Annotated in this window: 13 protein-coding genes and 2 tRNA genes; 7 read left to right on the forward strand and 8 right to left on the reverse strand. The window is 71.7% G+C overall.

Annotated features, from left to right (window positions below; genetic code table 11):
* Positions 1-52 precede the first annotated feature (52 nt).
* The 3 genes from F0L68_RS12835 to F0L68_RS12845 all read left to right on the forward strand — a co-directional run bounded on the left by F0L68_RS12835 (position 53) and on the right by F0L68_RS12845 (position 2,773).
* Positions 53-2,071 carry an acetoacetate--CoA ligase gene (locus F0L68_RS12835; RefSeq protein ID WP_149849762.1) on the forward strand — a complete coding sequence of 673 codons (2,019 nt, stop codon included), beginning with the start codon at positions 53-55 and terminating at the stop codon, positions 2,069-2,071.
* A 504-nt stretch (positions 2,072-2,575) separates the two neighbouring features.
* A tRNA-Ser gene (locus F0L68_RS12840) sits at positions 2,576-2,664 on the forward strand.
* 36 nt (positions 2,665-2,700) lie between these two features.
* Positions 2,701-2,773, forward strand: a tRNA-Arg gene (locus F0L68_RS12845).
* 237 nt (positions 2,774-3,010) lie between these two features.
* Here the strand turns inward: F0L68_RS12845 and F0L68_RS12850 are convergent.
* Positions 3,011-3,553: an LppA family lipoprotein gene (locus F0L68_RS12850; RefSeq protein WP_188316546.1), complete on the reverse strand. Its 543-nt coding sequence runs from the start codon at positions 3,551-3,553 to the stop codon at positions 3,011-3,013.
* Between the two features lie 63 nt (positions 3,554-3,616).
* Positions 3,617-3,835, reverse strand: a complete 219-nt coding sequence (locus F0L68_RS12855; protein ID WP_149849764.1) for a hypothetical protein — start codon at positions 3,833-3,835, stop codon at positions 3,617-3,619.
* A gap of 65 nt (positions 3,836-3,900) precedes the next feature.
* On the opposite strand from F0L68_RS12855, the gene F0L68_RS12860 reads away from it, so the two are divergent.
* Both F0L68_RS12860 and F0L68_RS12865 read left to right on the forward strand, forming a co-directional pair.
* Positions 3,901-4,272, forward strand: a complete 372-nt coding sequence (locus F0L68_RS12860; RefSeq protein WP_149849765.1) for a ClpX C4-type zinc finger protein — start codon at positions 3,901-3,903, stop codon at positions 4,270-4,272.
* Between the two features lie 655 nt (positions 4,273-4,927).
* Entirely contained in the window at positions 4,928-6,100 is a 1,173-nt protein-coding gene (locus F0L68_RS12865; RefSeq protein WP_149849766.1) for a thioester domain-containing protein, read from the forward strand.
* Between the two features lie 72 nt (positions 6,101-6,172).
* Here the strand turns inward: F0L68_RS12865 and F0L68_RS12870 are convergent, their stop codons facing one another.
* Positions 6,173-7,537, reverse strand: coding sequence for a BNR-4 repeat-containing protein (locus F0L68_RS12870; protein ID WP_149849767.1), 1,365 nt, complete (start codon positions 7,535-7,537; stop codon positions 6,173-6,175).
* A gap of 263 nt (positions 7,538-7,800) precedes the next feature.
* Here F0L68_RS12870 and F0L68_RS12875 point away from each other — a divergent pair, with 263 nt between their 5' ends.
* Together F0L68_RS12875 and F0L68_RS12880 are read left to right on the forward strand one after the other, a co-directional pair.
* Positions 7,801-7,974 carry an antitoxin gene (locus F0L68_RS12875; protein ID WP_149849768.1) on the forward strand — a complete coding sequence of 58 codons (174 nt, stop codon included), beginning with the start codon at positions 7,801-7,803 and terminating at the stop codon, positions 7,972-7,974.
* The gene (locus tag F0L68_RS12880) at positions 7,971-8,615 is read left to right on the forward strand and encodes a putative glycolipid-binding domain-containing protein (RefSeq protein ID WP_149849769.1); all 645 of its coding nucleotides are present in this window, start codon (positions 7,971-7,973) and stop codon (positions 8,613-8,615) included. The genes F0L68_RS12875 and F0L68_RS12880 overlap by 4 nt, the downstream gene beginning before the upstream one ends.
* 105 nt (positions 8,616-8,720) lie before the next feature.
* Here F0L68_RS12880 and F0L68_RS12885 read toward each other — a convergent pair whose 3' ends face one another.
* The 5 genes from F0L68_RS12885 to F0L68_RS12905 all read right to left on the reverse strand — a co-directional run bounded on the left by F0L68_RS12885 (position 8,721) and on the right by F0L68_RS12905 (position 16,266).
* Positions 8,721-9,920, reverse strand: coding sequence for a thiolase family protein (locus tag F0L68_RS12885; RefSeq protein WP_149849770.1), 1,200 nt, complete (start codon positions 9,918-9,920; stop codon positions 8,721-8,723).
* Between the two features lie 88 nt (positions 9,921-10,008).
* Positions 10,009-11,973 carry a fibronectin type III domain-containing protein gene (locus F0L68_RS12890; protein WP_149849771.1) on the reverse strand — a complete coding sequence of 655 codons (1,965 nt, stop codon included), beginning with the start codon at positions 11,971-11,973 and terminating at the stop codon, positions 10,009-10,011.
* Positions 11,974-12,028: 55 nt separating this feature from the next.
* Positions 12,029-13,972, reverse strand: coding sequence for a fibronectin type III domain-containing protein (locus tag F0L68_RS12895; protein WP_149849772.1), 1,944 nt, complete (start codon positions 13,970-13,972; stop codon positions 12,029-12,031).
* Positions 13,973-14,002: 30 nt separating this feature from the next.
* The gene (locus tag F0L68_RS12900; RefSeq protein WP_149849773.1) at positions 14,003-14,980 is read right to left on the reverse strand and encodes a prephenate dehydrogenase; all 978 of its coding nucleotides are present in this window, start codon (positions 14,978-14,980) and stop codon (positions 14,003-14,005) included.
* A 35-nt stretch (positions 14,981-15,015) separates the two neighbouring features.
* A complete protein-coding gene (locus F0L68_RS12905; RefSeq protein ID WP_149849774.1) occupies positions 15,016-16,266 on the reverse strand; it encodes a M20 metallopeptidase family protein in 1,251 nt (416 codons plus the stop codon).
* Between the last annotated feature and the right edge of the window lie 54 nt (positions 16,267-16,320).

Raw genomic sequence — 16,320 nt, forward strand, 5'->3', positions numbered from 1 at the left:
AGGGCCTCGCCGGCAGTGGTCCTCGCGCCCGCGATCGACTAGGAACAGGGCTATGACCACCGAGACCCCAGCCGGCAACACCGCCGGTGAGCCCGAACTGCTGTGGCGGCCGAACCCCGATCAGGTCGGCGACAGCCAGATCGCGGCGTTCCAGGAGTGGCTGCGCACCGAGCGCGGCCTCGACCTCCCGGACTACCAGGACCTGTGGAGCTGGTCGACCACCGACCTGACCGGGTTCTGGGGCGCGGTGGCCGAGTTCTTCGACGTGGCCTTCCACGACCAGCCGTCGCAGGTGCTCGCCGAGGAGCGCATGCCGGGCGCGCGATGGTTCCCCGACGCCACGCTGAACTACGCCGAGCACGCGCTGCGGCCGGGGCAGGGCAAGGCCGACGACGACCTGGCCGTGGTGTTCCACCGTGAGGACGGGCTGGCGCAGAACCTGGACTTCGGCACGCTGCGCCGCCAGGTGGCCGCCGCGCGGGCCGGGCTGGTCGAGCTCGGCGTCAAGCGCGGCGACCGCGTCGTCGCGCTGGCCCCGAACTGCCCGCAGGCGCTCGTCGCGTTCCTCGCGGCGGCGAGCCTCGGGGCGACCTGGTCGTCCTGCTCGCCGGACTTCGGCGCGCGCGCCGTCGCCGACCGGTTCACCCAGATCGAGCCGACCGTGCTGGTCGCCGTCGACGGCTATCACTACAACGGCAGGGCGTTCGACGTCCGGCCGACCATCGAGCAGCTGCGCGACTCGATCGGATCGCTGCGGGCGACCGTGCTGATCGACTACCTCGGCGGCGGCGCGACGCTGCCCGGCCAGCCGCACCCCGTCGTCGACTGGGCCGAGCTGCTCGACCGGCACGCCGGGGCGGAGCTCGCCTACGAGCCGGTGCCGTTCGACCATCCCCTGTGGGTGCTCTACTCCTCGGGAACCACCGGGCTGCCCAAGGGCATCGTGCAGGGGCACGGCGGCATCGTGCTGGAACATCTCAAGGCGCTGGCGCTACAGAGCGGCCTCGGCCCAGGCGAGCGGTTCTTCTGGTTCACCACCACCGGCTGGATGATGTGGAACTTCCTGGTCTCCGGGCTGCTGGTCGGCTCGACGATCGTGCTGTTCGACGGCAATCCCGCCTATCCGGACCTGACCGCGCTGTGGCGGCTCGCCGAGCAGCACCGCGTCACCTACTTCGGCACGTCGGCGCCGTTCATCCAGTCCTGCCTCAAGGAGGAGCTGAGGCCGGCGGAGCGGTTCGACCTGTCCGCGCTGCACACCGTCGGCTCGACCGGCGCGCCGCTGACCCCGGAGGGCTTCCGCTGGGTGGCCTCGGCGATCAGCCCCGAGGTGCAGATCGCCAGCGTGTCCGGCGGCACCGACCTGTGCACGGCGTTCGTGGGCGCGGCGCCGACCGTGCCGGTGTGGCTCGGAGAGCTGTCCTGCCGGTCGTTGGGCGCCGCGGTGACGGCGTTCGACGAGCAGGGCAACGAGGTGGTCGACGAGGTTGGCGAGCTGGTGATGACCAGGCCGATGCCGTCGATGCCGGTGTCGTTCTGGGACGACCCCGACGGCAGCAGGCTGCGCGAGGCGTACTTCGAGACCTACCCCGGCGTGTGGCGGCACGGGGACTGGATCCGCATCACACCAAGGGGTTCCGCGGTGATCTACGGCCGCAGCGACTCCACGCTCAACCGGGGCGGGGTGCGGATGGGGACGAGCGAGTTCTACCGGGTCGTCGAGTCGTTCCCAGGGGTAGCGGACTCACTGGTGATCGACACCTCGGGCGCCGGCCAGGCCGACGGTGAGCTGCTGTGCTTCCTGGTGCTCGACGACGGCGTCGAGCTGGCCTCGGTCGAGCCGTCGTTGCGCAAGGCGCTGCGGTCCGAGCTGTCGCCGAGGCATGTGCCGAACCGCTTCGTCGCGGTGCTGGAGGTGCCGAGGACCCTCAACGGCAAGAAGTGTGAGGTCCCGGTGAAGAAGATCCTGGCGGGCACGCCGGCCGAGCGGGCCGTGAGCCGGGACGCGCTGCGCAACCCCGACGCCCTCCAGCCGTTCCTGGACCTCGCCGCGCAGGGCAGCACGGCGTAGCAGGTGTGGTGATTGTCACCACACGGCACGGTGTTCCGGTCCCGCGCCGAACCGCGCGGCGCGGGTCGGTGGCCCAACTGTGCGCAAACGCACATCGAACAACCGGTGTCGGGCGGCCCGCCCGAGCGGCCGAGCGAGGCGAATCCCGGATTACCGCAGGTGATCCGGCGCAACCCTCCCTTCGACGGGTTGTTCCGGTCGGCCGCAACTGCCAACGTGCGGTCCACGCCGGCCGTGCGGCACGCGACGAGAGAGGTCGTTGCCGTACTCCGGGCCCGGTGCGCGATCGGCGCGGGTCGCACACCGGGCGCGTGGCGGGCGGTGCGGCTCCCGTTGTGGGAGACGGGACGTTTCCAGCCCCGCGCACCCCGGTGACCAGGCACGAGTGTGGCCACGGCTGGCGAGCCGGGGCGGGGTGGGGAGCCCCGTCCCGGCGCAACGAGGGGGCGTTTTGCTCCACGGGCTCGGGCATGTGTAATCTATGCGCCGTGGCCGAGGGCCCCGGGAGGCTTCGCCTAGTCTGGTCTATGGCGCCGCACTGCTAATGCGGTTTGGGTTCACCCCCATCCCGGGTTCAAATCCCGGAGCCTCCGCAACACCTGGGTTAGACTTGGGTGACAACTGAACACGCGCTCGTAGCTCAACGGATAGAGCACTTGACTACGGATCAAGAGGTTGCAGGTTCGAATCCTGCCGAGCGCACAAGTACGGCGAAAGCCCAGGTAGGGGCCTTGGATCACTCAGGTGAGACAGGGCCCCTGCTGCTTTTCCGGGCCGTGCGTCTCACAATTCCTCGTGAACGTCCGCACCTGCGTCCCTGCCGAGTAGTTCTCTGTCGAGTAGCTCGCTGTGATGCCGGGCACATCCGAGGTCGCCAGGTGGGTCGGGCGGGTGCCTCGGCGCGTTGTGCGGCCTGCTCGCTCCGCCATCTCGTCGCCGTCACGTGGTCGGGGTTGTGGAGGTGACCCGCTGGTGCGCCTTGGCGGTGAGATGGCATCCAGTGGTGACCATGAGGCTGGTGTTCCTGCCCGTGCTGAAATTGATCTTCGCGTCATCCGGTTTGTGGAACACGACATCATGTTCGCTCGGCCTGTTCGCCACGACTTCAGGTGCTGCGGTGAAGCCGTAGCCGGAGGCGATCTCGCCCACGATGGCCACGGCGCGATCCCACTGGGCGTCGGGCAGGTTTCCCGGCGATGACCAGAGGGCGAGGCCGCGCACCTCGCCGTCGGCGTTCAGGTCGGGGTAGTCGGACCCGCACAGCGAGGCCCCCGCCTTGTCGCGTTGCTCCCACGTGCGACCGAGCTCCGTGGTGAGTCGTTCGCGGACCTTGGCGCCCATCTCTTCGTATGCGGTCGCTGCGTGCTCGATGTCGGGCCGCTGCATGAGTTCGGCGACCTTGGTGTTCACGCTGGCCTCCTGACGCGTGGTGTCCTTGGCTGGGGCGCTCTGGGGGCTACCGCAGGAGGCGAGGAGCGCCATGGGGAGAACGGCCAGCAGGACCGTCAGCAGGGCGCGCGTCCGTGGCGGAGTCATTCGTCAAAGCTAGGGGTTGGGTGTTCCCGTCTGATGGAGGCTCGACAGCGGCCAGTGCGTCCTTGGAGTCGCCGAGACGTCGCCGCTGTCGGTGACCTGGAATTCGTGGCGGGGGGCCAATTCTTCGGCCTCGCCGAGCGAGGTGTGCAGTGCCGTGACGGCATCGGCGGTTTCCATCGCGGACCGCCGCACGGCGTCGACGCGGGCGAACCTCTTGTCAGGAAGCACCTGACGCGCTAGCTTCTCCTTATGTGTCAGGGCAAGCCTGACATCGGGTTGAGGCTGGAGAAGCCATGTCAGGCAAGCTCTTCGCGGACAGGACGCTGCACTGCTCCTTCTGTGCCAAGCCGGAGTCCGAGGTGGACAAGATGATCGCCGGGCCGGGGGTGTACATCTGCGACGGGTGCGTGCGCCTCTGCGAGTCCATCCTGGCGCAGCGGCAGGAATCCAAGGAGAAGCCCGAGATTCCCGTTTCGGAGAGCATGACGGACGAGCAGATCCTCGAGCTGCTGCCGCGCATCGCCTCGGTGAGCGCCCAGGTCGACGGCAGCCTCCAGAACTGGGTCGACCGGCTCCGGGAACGCGGGGTGTCCTGGGCGCGGATCGGCGAGGCGCTGGGCGTCGCGCGGCAGTCCGCCTGGGAGAAGTTCTCCGGCCAGGAGTGAGCCTGCCTGGAGCGGGCTGTCCGGGAATGGGTCGGTCGGGAGTGGGTCGGCCGTGGGCGGGGGCTGGCGCGGTGGGGTGATCGTGTCGCCGTGACGGCCTGGGGCCCGAGGCGGCAAACCGTCTTCCGTTTCCCGGACGGCCAATGGTTGTTTACGTGTATTCGACTCTTGTCGTCGTTGGATTTCGGCGCTCGGCGGCTGGCCTTGTTGATGTGTCTATAACGGTTGCCTAACGGTGTTGTGTCGAGAATGTCTGTGATTGAATCCGCCATGACTCGCGCACGCCGCTGATCAGCGGAAATGGCGATCTTCGCCGCCTCTTTGGCGCTTGGTGCATCGCCGGGTGACGTGGGTGGGGCGTCGGTTCGGGGTGGCCGGTGTCCGCATGGGACGCAGGCGTTCGTCCACAGAGGACGAATATCGCGCGTTTCCGCAGGTGAAATGGCTGATACCGCGTGTCGATCCCACTCTCGAACGGGGTAACTCGATCGGGTAGTGTTCCGGCGATTCCTCACGGTCTCGGACACTGAAACGGACATTTTGTCACTCGTTTGGGTTAAAGAGACGCCAAACGTTTGTCGCCGCGCGGGCGCGTGCTCGGTGCGGAGAAGACCAGCTCACCTGTCGGGGCCACGCTCAAGCTAGAAGGAGACTCATGGCATCCCGGTTCACCCCGGCGCGCGTCGGCGCGGCGATCCTCGGGGCCTCTGTTGCTCTGCTGGCTGCGGCACTGCCGGCCGCCGCTGATGGCACCCACGCGAAGCTCGACGGCAACTACGACGAATCCGGCTACCAGGTTCAGCTGCTGAAGGCCGGCAGCGAGAAGAACCCGACGGCGAGCCTGATCGGGATCAAGATCGACGGCACCGACAAGGGCACCCAGACCTACTGCGTCGAGCTGCCGCAGTCGACCCAGCTCGGCTACGGCATGGACGAGGTGCCGTGGGAGAAGTACCCGTCGGACGACAGCGGCTTCAAGAAGAACAGCGGCAAGATCAACTGGATCCTGCACAACTCCTACCCGAGCGTGAAGCCTGACGCGTTGGGCAAGACCGTTGGGGTCGACCTCAGCGCGAAGGAAGCCATCACCGCGACCCAGGCCGCGATCTGGCACTTCAGCGACAACGTCGACCTCGACACCGCCAACCCGCTCGTGGGCAACGAGGACTCGGCGAAGGACGTCGTCAAGCTGTACGACTTCCTGGTCTCCAAGGCCGTCGACCTCGACCAGCCCACGCCGTCGCTGGCCGTGGACCCGAAGGAGAAGGCCGGCAAGGCCGGCGACCTCATCGGTCCGTTCACCGTCACGAGCACGGCGGACAAGGTCACCTTCAGCGCCATGCTGCCCGCCGGTGTCACCCTCACCGACAAGGACGGCAAGGAGCTGGACAAGCCGGCGGACAAGAAGTTCGCGGCGAAGGTCGACGCCCCGAAGACCGCTGACTTCTTCGTCAAGGTCCCGGCCGACGCGAAGCCGGGCGAGGCGGACATCTCGATCCACGCCGACGCGCAGCTGGACAAGGGCAGGCTGTTCATCCGCAGCAGCGTCGACAAGAAGACCCAGTCGCTGATCGTCGCCTCTCCGGTGACGGTGCCGCTGGACATCACCGCCCACGCCAAGTGGGACGTCGCCGCGTCGACCACCACGCCGACCACGAGCGCCCCGACGACCACGGACACGACTCCGGTCGTGGCCGCTGCCTCGAACGAGGCGCCGCTGGCCAACACCGGTGCGTCGATCTTCTGGCCGATCGCCATCGGCGTCGTGCTGCTCGTCGCCGGTGGTGGCGCGCTGTTCATGGTGCGCCGCAAGAAGAACACCGCCTGATCAGCGTCACCGCCTGATCGGCTGAGCTGACCGCGCCCCCTGGGAGAAGGTTCCCCAGGGGGCGCGGCGCGTTCAGCGCCGGGACAGACCGGCCACCGAGATGTCGCCGTCCGCGACCGACACGTCCCGATCGCTGGACGCCCCGGTGATCAGCACCCTGACCGGGTCGCGGAACCCGCTGATCAGCTCGATCCGCTGGACCGGCTTCGCGGTCGGCAGCACCGCCTCGGCCGACCAGGTGCGGCCGAGCCGGACCAGGAACGTCCGCACGTTCGGCTGGCCGTCCACGCTCGCGTAGACCCGCCAGGTCAGCGGGTCGACCGGCTCCATCTCCTTGGTGCGCAGCCCGCGCGCCACTTCCCTGGTCTGCCAACCGAAGCCGGTCCAGGTGGACAGGTAGTTGTGCACCGGACCGCTGTCGTCGCCGGTGAACCACAGCAGGAACGGCTGCCCGGTGATCGGCGCGCCGACGAGCTGGATGTAGTCGGGCGACTTGACCCCGCCGGGCAACGTCAGTGGCGTGTCCGCGACCTTCAGTTGGTCCTCCTGGATCGCGTCGTCGATCTGGGTGCCGACGTCGCGCCCCGCCGCCGAGGAGAAGCGCAGGGTGCGCGGGTCGAACGACGCGTAGTACAGGTTACGGTGGTACCGGTCGTGTTTGTGCCCCTCGGCGCCACCTCCTGCCAGCGTGTAGACGATCCGCACCCGCTCGCCGAAGCCGAACAGGCCCGGCTCGTAGCGCAGCTGGCCGATGTAGATCTCGTTCATGTTGTCCGCGCGGCCGGTCGAGCCGATCACGAACGGGCGTCCGGTCAGCTCCTTGGAGGTCTGCCAGGTCTGCCCGTTGTCCCGCGACACCACGTACTGCATGGGTCGGGTGTCGGTCGGGACGGTCGGGTCGAGGTCGCCGAGGGTCTCCCGGAAGAACACGAAGATCGAGCCGTCCGCCGTCTTGAACGGCATCGGGTAGGTGGCCGCGTCGGTGGAGATGACCCGCTCGGTCCACGTGCCGGCCGCCGAGTGCGGCTCCGGCGACCTCGCCAGCACGAGCTGGACGTTGTGCATGCCGCGGAACACCAGCAGGTGCCCGTCGGCGGCCTGCACCATCGTCGGGTAGTTGTGCGAGTCGCCGCCGCCGTCGCCGACCTTCACCGGGGCGTCCCAGACGCCGGTGTCGTGGTCGTAGGACTGGACGTAGTTGTCCTCGGCCTGGCCGCCCCAGGAGATGAAGGTGCGGTGCGCGACCGGGTCGTACAGCCCGCCGCCGACGGGCCGCCGGTCGCTGCGGGCGGCGACCGAGGGATCCGGGGTCTGGACCGTGAACGTCGGCGCCGGCCAGGTGTCCTGGTGCGCCGGTTCGGCGGCTGCGGCCGGGATCGTCGGCACGACGGCGAGAACGAGCAGCGCGGGCAGCAGCCAGCGCGGTAACCGTGGCATGTGGCGTCCTCCTGGTTGGGGCCGCGGGCAGCGGCCGACCAGGCGGCGGCGCGCCATCTTCGCACGGCGGCGGCGGTCCGCGCTCCCACCCGACCGGGTGGGCTAACCGGTCGGTCCCTTCGGACGCAGGTACCGTGGCTGATGGGAGCACTACCCGTCACTGTGCGTGTCGCGGTTGTCCGATGGGGCGCTCGGCGGCGGGTTCAACAGTGGGAACGAAGATGCGGGTCCGGTACCCTGCGTCAAAGTCGCGAAGGAGCACCGTGAACTTCGACGAGCTCAAGAAGAAGGCTCAGGATCTGGCCGAGCAGCACGGCGACAAGCTGGAGGCGGCCGCCGACAAGGCGGGCGAGTTCGCCAAGAAGTCGTTCGGCCACGAGGAGCAGATCGACAAGGCCGTGCAGAAGGCCAAGGACTTCATCCCAGGTGGAGAGTGAACGTTTCCGACACCACTGAGCGGGTCCTCTCCGACGGGGGGACCCGCTCGGCGTCTACGCCGTCCCGACGCCCCAGGGTGCTGACCTGGCAGGGCGTCGACGCGCCGCGCCTGGAGTCCGTGCGGCTGCTGCTGTCGGACAACCGGCTGCGCGCCTCCGGCCGCCTGGTCGCGGCGGCGCACGAGGACGCCGAGGCCCACAGCGCGTCCTTCGAGCTGTCCGTCAACGAGTCACGCGGCGTGAGCAGGCTGCTGTTGCGCAGCACCACCGCCGAGTTCGAGCGGCAGATCTCGTTGAGCCGCAGCGAGGACGGCATCTGGTTGGTCGACTCCGGCAAGGGCGCCGAGCGCACCGACTTCGACGGCGCGCTCGACCTCGACGTGCAGAACACCGTGCTGTTCAACGCCCTCCCGGTGCACCGCCTCGGCCTGCACCACACGGCGGGCGAGCACGACCTGCCGGTCGTCTACGTGACGCTGCCGGACCTGTCGGTGCGGCTGCTGCGGCAGACCTACCGGACGGTGTCCGTCGGTGACCAGGAGTCGGTGGTCAACTACACGCGGGGCTCGGTCACCGAGGACATCACGGTGGACGCGGACGGCCTGGTGCTCGACTACCCGGGGCTGTCGCGGCGCGTGTAGGGCAGGACAGCGCGAAACCCGGGCGGCGGGTACCCCGGGCTCGCGTCCTCGGCCGCCGTCCGGCTGAACTGCCCGCCGGACGCCGATCGCCTGATCAGGCCGCCGTCACACCCGCACGGCGATCGCCACTCCCTGCCCGACTCCGACGCACGCCGCCGCGACGCCGAGGCCGCCGCCCCTGGCGCGCAGGTGCCGGCACAGGTCCACCACGACCCTCGGCATGGACGCACCGAGCGGGTGCCCGTACGCGATCGCGCCGCCGTGCACGTTGACCCGCTCCGGGTCGATCTCGGGCAGGTTGTGCAGCACCGACAGCACCATCGCGGCGAACGCCTCGTTGATCTCCCACAGGTCCACGTCCTCGACCCTGGCCCGCAGCCTGGTCAGCAGCTTGCGGACGGCCGTGACCGGGGCGAGGGTGAAGCGGTGCGGCTCCTCCGCCGTCACCGCGCTGCCGAGGACCTCGCCGAGCGGGTCGACGCCGAGCTCGGCCGCGATCTCGTCGGTGCCAAGCAGCACCGCAACCGCGCCGTCGTTGAGCGGGGACGCGTTTCCCGCCGTCACCGGGCCCGTGTCGGAGAACGCCGAACCCAGCTTCGCCAGCTTCTCCGCGCTCGTGTCCGCCCGCACCGACTCGTCCCTGCGCACGCCGCTTCCGTCCGGCAGCGCGACCGGGAACGCGAAGCCGTCGTGCACCCCGGCATCCCAGGCCGCGGCGGCCCTGCGGTGCGAGCGCAGCGCGAACGCGTCCATCCGCTCCCGGTCGATGCCGAGCGAGACCGCGACCTCCTCGGCGGCCCGCCCGAGCGGTATCGTCCACTGGCTCGGCATCCTCGGGTTGACCAGCCGCCAACCCAGCGCCGTCGACACCGTCTCCAGCCGGTCCGGCATCGCCCGCTCCGGGCGGGCCGTCACGAACGGCGCGCGGCTCATGCCCTCGACGCCGCCCGCGATCAGCAGGTCGGCGTCGCCGGCGGCCAGCGCCCGCGCGCCCTGCACGATCGCCTCGCCGCCGGACGCGCACAGCCGGTTCACGGTCACCCCCGGCACGGTCGGCGGCAGCCCGGCCAGCAGCGCGGCCATCCTGGCGACGTTGCGGTTCTCCTCGCCGGCCCCGTTGGTGTTGCCGTAGAGCACGTCGTCGACGCGGGCCGGGTCGAGCCGGCCGGTGCCGTCGGGTCCGTGCCGGCGCAGCAACTCGGCGATCGGCAGGGTGGCCAGGTCGTCGACGCGGACGCCGGAGAGGCCACCGCGGTAGCGGCCGAACGGCGTGCGGGCTGCGTCGAGCAGCAGGGGACGGTGCATGCCCTCATCTTGCCGTGCGATTCCGCCGCCGAGCAGCTCCGTTGGTCGACGAACTACTGACCGAGTTGTTTCGGTGAACGGCGGCGGGTCACTGCCCGAGCAGGAAGGTCGCGAACCCCGAGACGTACCGCGTCGACGCGTCCGTGCCGAACGCCCTGACCTCCATGGTGTGCGGGCCGGCGGCCAGGGTGGTCGCGTTGAACGCGATCCGCCAGTTCCCGGCGACTCCAGGGCCGTCCCTGGTGGTGGACACCGCGGCGATCCGCTGGTCGTCGAGCCAGACCTCGAACCCGGCCAGCCCGGCCAGCTCGCCGGAGTACCGCTGGCCCGCCGCGCCGTCCAGCGTCGCGCTGAGCACCAGCCTGCCCTTCGGCAGCGTCTTGCCCGGATCGAGCCGCTGCCCGGACGCGTCGAGCAGTTCCGCGCCCGGCATGGCCAGCTGGGCGACGGGCGGCCGGACCGACGGGTTCGGGTTGGTGCGCGGCGCGGTCGACGGCGCGGCCGGGTCCGGGGTCAGCTCGATGTCCGCCTGCACCACCCGGAACCCCTGGGCGGGCGTGCCGTCCGCGTTGACGACGGCCACCGCGAGCCGTTGCGCCGGACTCGTCAGCACCAGCGCGTCCGGCGGCAGGTCCGCGACCACCGGGTAGTGCACGCCCTGCGACCACGGGCTGCCGGGGATCGCGGGCCGCAGCGGTGTCCGCACCCCGTGCACCACGGCAGCGAGGTTCGGCGCGGGCAGCGGGGTGTTGTCGACGGTCGACGCGGGCAGCAGCGACAGCCGCAGCTGCCCGCCGAGCGCGCCGGCCAGCTTCTTGGCGTCGGTCTCGGGCAGCTCGCTCAGCGAGGTGGTGATCTGCGGCGGCGGGAGCAGCGCGGGGGTGTCGGCGTGCACCCCGGCGAAGGCCACCAGGTCGATGCCGACGTGCAGCTGCCCGCCTGCCGGCCCGCCGAGGCCGATCAGCAGGGTCGCCTCCGGCCACTGCGGCACGACGTCGCCGCCGCCGACGAGCACGCCGTCCCGCAGGACGCGCACGCCGTCCTTGCGCAGCACGACCTCGAGGCGGTGGCTGATGCCGATCTGGGTCGCCGGCAGCGGTGACATGGTGTCGGTGCTCGGCGCGATCCTCGGCGTGCCCGGCGGCACCAGGACCTGCGCGGTGGTGGTCGGCGGCACGGCGTCGGCGTTGCTGGCGATCCGCACCCGGATCGTGCCTGGCGGCAGCGTCGGGTCGTCCTGGGCGAGCCCCGGCTTGCCGGCCTGCGGCGGTGGCCCAGGCGAGCCGTCGACGAGGTCGGCCGCGCCGGGCACCAGGTCGAGCAGCAGTTCCCCGTTCTGGCCGGGCGCGTCGGTGGTGATCACGTACCTGCCGAGCTCGCCGTCGGCGGCCTGGCCGGGGTCGGCCAGCCGGAACGGGGTCCGCGCGCGCAGCGCGACCGCGTCGGAGCCGCAGGCACCGCTGACGACCAGCCGCTTGCTGTTCGCGCCGTCGCCAGGGGACGCCCTGACGCATTCGGAGCCCGCGGCGAGCCGCCACTTCGCCGGGTCGGGGACCGTGCCGCCGTCGAAGTGGTCGACGAAGCTGTCCTTGGCGTCCTCGGCGAGGTCGGGCCGGGGCGTTGCGGCGCTGGTCGCCGGGTCGGACCGCTGCCCGAACGCGTCGACGGCGCGGACCTCGACCTGGTACTTCGTGCCGTTGTCCAGCCCGTCCAGCTGCACGGCCGGCACGGCGATGAGCTGCTGGTGGTCCAGCGCGCCGTCGTGGCCCCAGCGCACCTGGTAGCCGGGCGCGGCGGGCTTGTCCACGGCCCAGCTCGCCTGGAGGCGGCGGGGTCCCGCGTCGACGCGCAGTTCCTTCGGCGGCTGCGGCTTGCCGCCGGCCTCGGGGAGCACGACGCCGTCGGCGGCGTACGGCTTGAACGCGGTCGGCTGGGCGGGCGACGGGGGCCCGGACGACGCGGGGCCGCCGCCGCCGGTCGTGCGCAGCACGGCGATCGCGCCGCCCAATAACACCAGGCCAGCGGCTGCCACCGCGATCTGCCGACGATTCACGCCGTAAAGCTAGGCGGCGTTGTGAGGGCGGTCACTGATCGTTGCCGAGCCGATATCAGGGAAGTCGGAAGGTGAGGGCGGTCCTGGTGGGAGCGGCGTTCCCGTCCTCCGGCCGGATCCGCAACTCCAGCCCGTGCTCACCGGCGGCGAGGCCCTTGGTGTCCAGCGCGAACTGGTACACGCCGCCGACTGCGGGCCCGTCGGCCGTGGTCGGCAGCGTGAGCATCCGGTGTCCGTCCAGGTCGACCTCGACGCCGGCCGCACCGGCCACCGCGTCGGTCCTGGACTGCGCGCCGAGCGCGTCGGCGGTCACCGTGACGTGCAGCTTGCCGCCGTCGGTCGGCGCGGCCACCGGCGTCCCGTGTTCGTCGGTGAAGGACGCGATCGGTCGCGCCACAACGGGTTCGTGGTCCCGCTGACGCCAGGACTGCACGGTGAGCGGCGCCGGCCGGGTCGGCTGCGGCCTGCCGACCACGATGGCCTGCACCCCGTAGGGCGCCGCCTGGTCCGGTGCGTGCACGAGGATCGCCGCCTGCTGGCCGGGATCGGCGCCGGACAGGACGAAGTCGGTGTAGAACTCCGGCGCGGTCGGGACATCGGCCGAATTCGCCGGTAGCAGCGGCTTGAGGTCCTGGGTCCGCCCGGCGAACTCGGCGACCAGCGGCCCCGATGGGGTCGACGCCGAGGACACCACGACCCGGACGGACTGCGCGCCGGCGACCCGGTCGCGCGCCAGCGGGTAGGTCCTCGTGTTCGGGGCGCCGCCGCCCCTGCTGTCCGAGCCAACGGCGCCGGTGCCGAGGTCGATGACCTCCCGGACGACGGGGTTCGTCGGTACGCCGCCGACGCCGAACGAGTCGAGCAGCGTGTGCCAGGGATTGCGGAAGCCGAGCCGCACCACGGCCTCGGCCCAGGGCACGGCGACGGGGGCCACCGCGACGAGGGCGCCGTCCCGGTAGGCCGCCACCGAGTCGCGCAGGACCCGCAGCTCCCACTGGTGCCGGACGCCGGGCGTGGCGGACACCGGCTCGACGGCCTGCGGGTGGATCGACGTCAGCGGCACGCCCGGCCCGACGACGAACCCGACGCCGGTCGCCGTGATCCGCAGCCGGACCGTGCCGGGCAGCGTCGCCGGGTCGACCACGTAACCGCCCGGCGCCGGGGTCGGCTCGAACTCCGGCGGCGAGGTCGCGTCGATGTCCTGGAACGGGTCGGGGGCCAGCGTGATGTCGACCTGGCTCGCGTTCGTCTTGTTGCCAGCAGGCTTGTCGCTCGTCGCGGCGTTGCCGGCCAGGTCGGCGACGGGGCTCGGGCCGTCCGTGATCAGCACGGCCCTGCCGAGCGCGCCGTCCTGGTCGGGTCGGTTGAGGATCAGCGGCGTGGTCGACTGCATGTCCAGCTTGGCGCACTGCGCGAACACCCTGGTGCGGCCGGCCGAGGAGTCCAGCCACAGGCACGAGTCGTAGCCGTGGCCGAGCAGCCGCCAGCGGTGCGCGTCCAGGGCGGCGGGGCCGTCGAAGTGGTCCTGCGGGCTGATCAGCCTGATCGCCCAGTCCTCGCCGAGGACTTCCCTCGGCGCGGCGGTCGTCCGCTGCGCCGTCGACCGCCTGCCGAGCGCGTCGACGGTGCGGACCTCGATGTCCTGCCGCACGGCGGGATCGAGGCCGGTCAGCTCGACGGAGGCGGTCGCGACGAACAGCGGGTTGCCGAGGTGGCCGTCCTGGCCCCAACGGACCTCATAGCCGCCGGCGTCGGGCACCGGGTCCCAGCCCAACCGGAGGCTGGTCAGGTCGAGCGCCCGCACGGGCCGGAGGTTCGGCGCGGCCGGGGTCGACTGGGCGTCCCGGTAGTCGATCCTGGGGTCGACGTACTTGTCCAGCCGCACCGGTTGCGCGACCTGTTTCGGCTTGGGAAGCTCGGTTTCGTTGCGCAGCAACACGATTGCGCCGCCGAGCAGCGCGAGCCCCGCGACGAGGGCGATCAGCCTGCTGCGCTCCATTTCGTCACGGTAGCGCCGATTCGCTGGCGATCAGGTGGTTTCGGCGAGCGCGACGGCGCCGTCCAGCGCGGTGATCCGGCCGCCGCGCGAGCCGAGGGCGCGCAGCGCGGCCATGGCGTCCGGCGCGGTCAGGTCGATGCGCAGTGGGGTGCGCGCGGCCGCGCGCTGCTCGGTGAGCGCGAGGCGGCCGGCGTGCCCGGCCTCCAGGGTCTTGCCGAGGGAGCCGGTCGAGGCGAGCGAGCCCCGCGCCGCGCCGAGCCTGCCGAGCGCGTCGTCGACGGCGTCCAGCAGCGCCGACCGGTTTCCCTCGCACATCGCCCTGACGAGTTCGACCCGCGAGCCCGCGACGCGGGTGCCGTCGCCGAAGGACCCTGCGGCGAGGGCGAGCGCGAGCGGCCCGCCGTCCGCGCCGACCGCCGCGAGCACCGCGGCCAGCACGTGCGGCAGGTGCGAGATCCTGGCGACCGCGGCGTCGTGCTCGGCGGCCGTCGCCGGCACGACGTGCGCGCCGCAGTCCAGCGCGAGCGCGGTGACCTCGCGCAGCACCGAGGGGTCGCCGCCGTCCTCGGCGGCCACCACCCAGGCCGCGTCGGCGAACAGCCCGGCCGACCCGGCCGCCCAGCCGGACGCCGAGGTGCCGGCCATCGGGTGCCCGCCGACGTAGCGGGCCGACGGCGCGAACCGCCGCACCGCCTCGGCGACGGGCTCCTTGACGCTCACCACGTCGGTCAGCCGGCAGCCGGGGGCGTGCTCGGTGACCAGCCGCAGCACGTCCCCGACCGAGGGCAGCGGCACGGCGAGCACCACCAGCGCGTCCCGCTCGGCGGCCCGGCGCAGCGCGGCGGCCGCGTCCGTGCCGACGTCGAAGCCGTCCGCCGCCGCGGCCGAGGCGTCGGCGGCCGACGCGGTCGTGCCCCACACGGAGTGGCCCGCGCCGGCCGCGGCGCGCAGCACCGAACCGCCGATCAACCCGAGTCCCACGACACACACGTTTCCCACGAGCCCCATCCTGCCCGTTCACACCGCGAGGTGGGACCCCCTGCTCACCGGAGCGCGTCGAGCGCGAACGCGGCGTAGACGACCACGCCGTGTTCCATGGCCGCCTCGTCGAACAGCACCTTCGCCGAGTGGTTGGGGGCCGCGTCGGGCAGCTCGATGCCACGCGGGCACGCGCCGAGGAACGCCAGCGCCCCTGGCACCTCCGCGGTCACGTAGGAGAAGTCCTCCGAGCCCATCAGCGGGTCGGCCATCGGCTCGGCGAAGCGTTGGCCAAGCACCGCCGAACTCAGCTCGACGACGTGCGGGCCGACCTTCGCGTCGTTGACCGTCACCGGGTAGCCGAGCTTGATCTCCACGCTCGCGGTGCAGCCGTGCGCGGCGGCGACGTGCTCGCAGACCTGCCTGATCTCCTTGTGCACCAACGTTCTCGTCGCCTCGGACAGGGCGCGGATGGTGCCCTCGAGGAACGCCTTCTCCGGGATGATGTTGCTGGTGGTGCCCGCCGCGATGTGCCCGATGGTCACCACGGCGGGGTCGTGCACGCTGACCCTGCGGGCCACCATCGTCTGGAGCGCGCCGACCATCGCGGCGGCGGCCGGCACCGGGTCGATCGCGTCGTGCGGGATGCCGCCGTGCCCGCCGTGGCCGCGCACGATCACCCGCAGCACGTCCGAGGACGCCATCACCGGGCCGGGCCGGCACTGGATGACCCCGGAGCGCAGCGTCGAGGTGATATGCAGCGCCAGCGCCCGCTCGGCCCTCGGGCCAGCCGCGTCGAGCACGCCCTCGTCGATCATGTGCTTCGCGCCGTGGTAGCCCTCCTCGCCCGGCTGGAACATGAAGACCACCTGCCCGGCCAGCGCGTCGCGCCTGGTGGCCAGCAGCCTCGCGGCCGAGGCGAGCATCGCGACGTGCGTGTCGTGGCCGCAGGCGTGCATCGTGCCGGGCACCTCGGAGGTGTAGGCCAGCCCGGTGTCCTCGGTGAGCGGCAGCGCGTCCATGTCGCCGCGCAGCAGCACGGTCGGGCCCTTCCTGGCGCCCTCGAGCACGGCGACCACGGAGCTGGTGGACGTGCCGGTGCTGATCCGCAGCGGCAGGCCGTCCAGCGCGTGCAGGATCGCCGCCTGGGTGGCCGGCAGGGTGAGGCCCTGCTCGGGGTGCTTGTGGATCTGCCTGCGCAACGCGACCGTGCGTGGCTGCAACGCTCTGGCGGCCTCAACCAGCCCGGCGAACAGTGGCTCCGTCTCGGGTCGAGGGGCGGGACGGGGACCTGGCTTTGGCACCGTTGCGTTCATCAATCGATAGTGGCACCGGATCTGCCCGGGCGCCCGGATCGTGTGCCACGGGTC

The organism is Solihabitans fulvus (assembly GCF_008386585.1).
In the GTDB taxonomy this organism is placed as follows: Bacteria; Actinomycetota; Actinomycetes; order Mycobacteriales; family Pseudonocardiaceae; genus Solihabitans; species Solihabitans fulvus.

What these genes read in the sequence shown, in the direction of transcription:
- F0L68_RS12870 (WP_149849767.1), bottom strand. Translation starts at nt 7,537, where the DNA reads ATGCCACGGTTACCGCGCTGGCTGCTGCCCGCGCTGCTCGTTCTCGCC.
- F0L68_RS12900 (WP_149849773.1), bottom strand. Translation starts at nt 14,980, where the DNA reads ATGGGGCTCGTGGGAAACGTGTGTGTCGTGGGACTCGGGTTGATCGGC.
- F0L68_RS12895 (WP_149849772.1), bottom strand. Translation starts at nt 13,972, where the DNA reads ATGGAGCGCAGCAGGCTGATCGCCCTCGTCGCGGGGCTCGCGCTGCTC.
- F0L68_RS12905 (WP_149849774.1), bottom strand. Translation starts at nt 16,266, where the DNA reads ATGAACGCAACGGTGCCAAAGCCAGGTCCCCGTCCCGCCCCTCGACCC.
- F0L68_RS12850 (WP_188316546.1), bottom strand. Translation starts at nt 3,553, where the DNA reads ATGGCGCTCCTCGCCTCCTGCGGTAGCCCCCAGAGCGCCCCAGCCAAG.
- F0L68_RS12885 (WP_149849770.1), bottom strand. Translation starts at nt 9,920, where the DNA reads ATGCACCGTCCCCTGCTGCTCGACGCAGCCCGCACGCCGTTCGGCCGC.
- F0L68_RS12865 (WP_149849766.1), top strand. Translation starts at nt 4,928, where the DNA reads ATGGCATCCCGGTTCACCCCGGCGCGCGTCGGCGCGGCGATCCTCGGG.
- F0L68_RS12860 (WP_149849765.1), top strand. Translation starts at nt 3,901, where the DNA reads ATGTCAGGCAAGCTCTTCGCGGACAGGACGCTGCACTGCTCCTTCTGT.
- F0L68_RS12835 (WP_149849762.1), top strand. Translation starts at nt 53, where the DNA reads ATGACCACCGAGACCCCAGCCGGCAACACCGCCGGTGAGCCCGAACTG.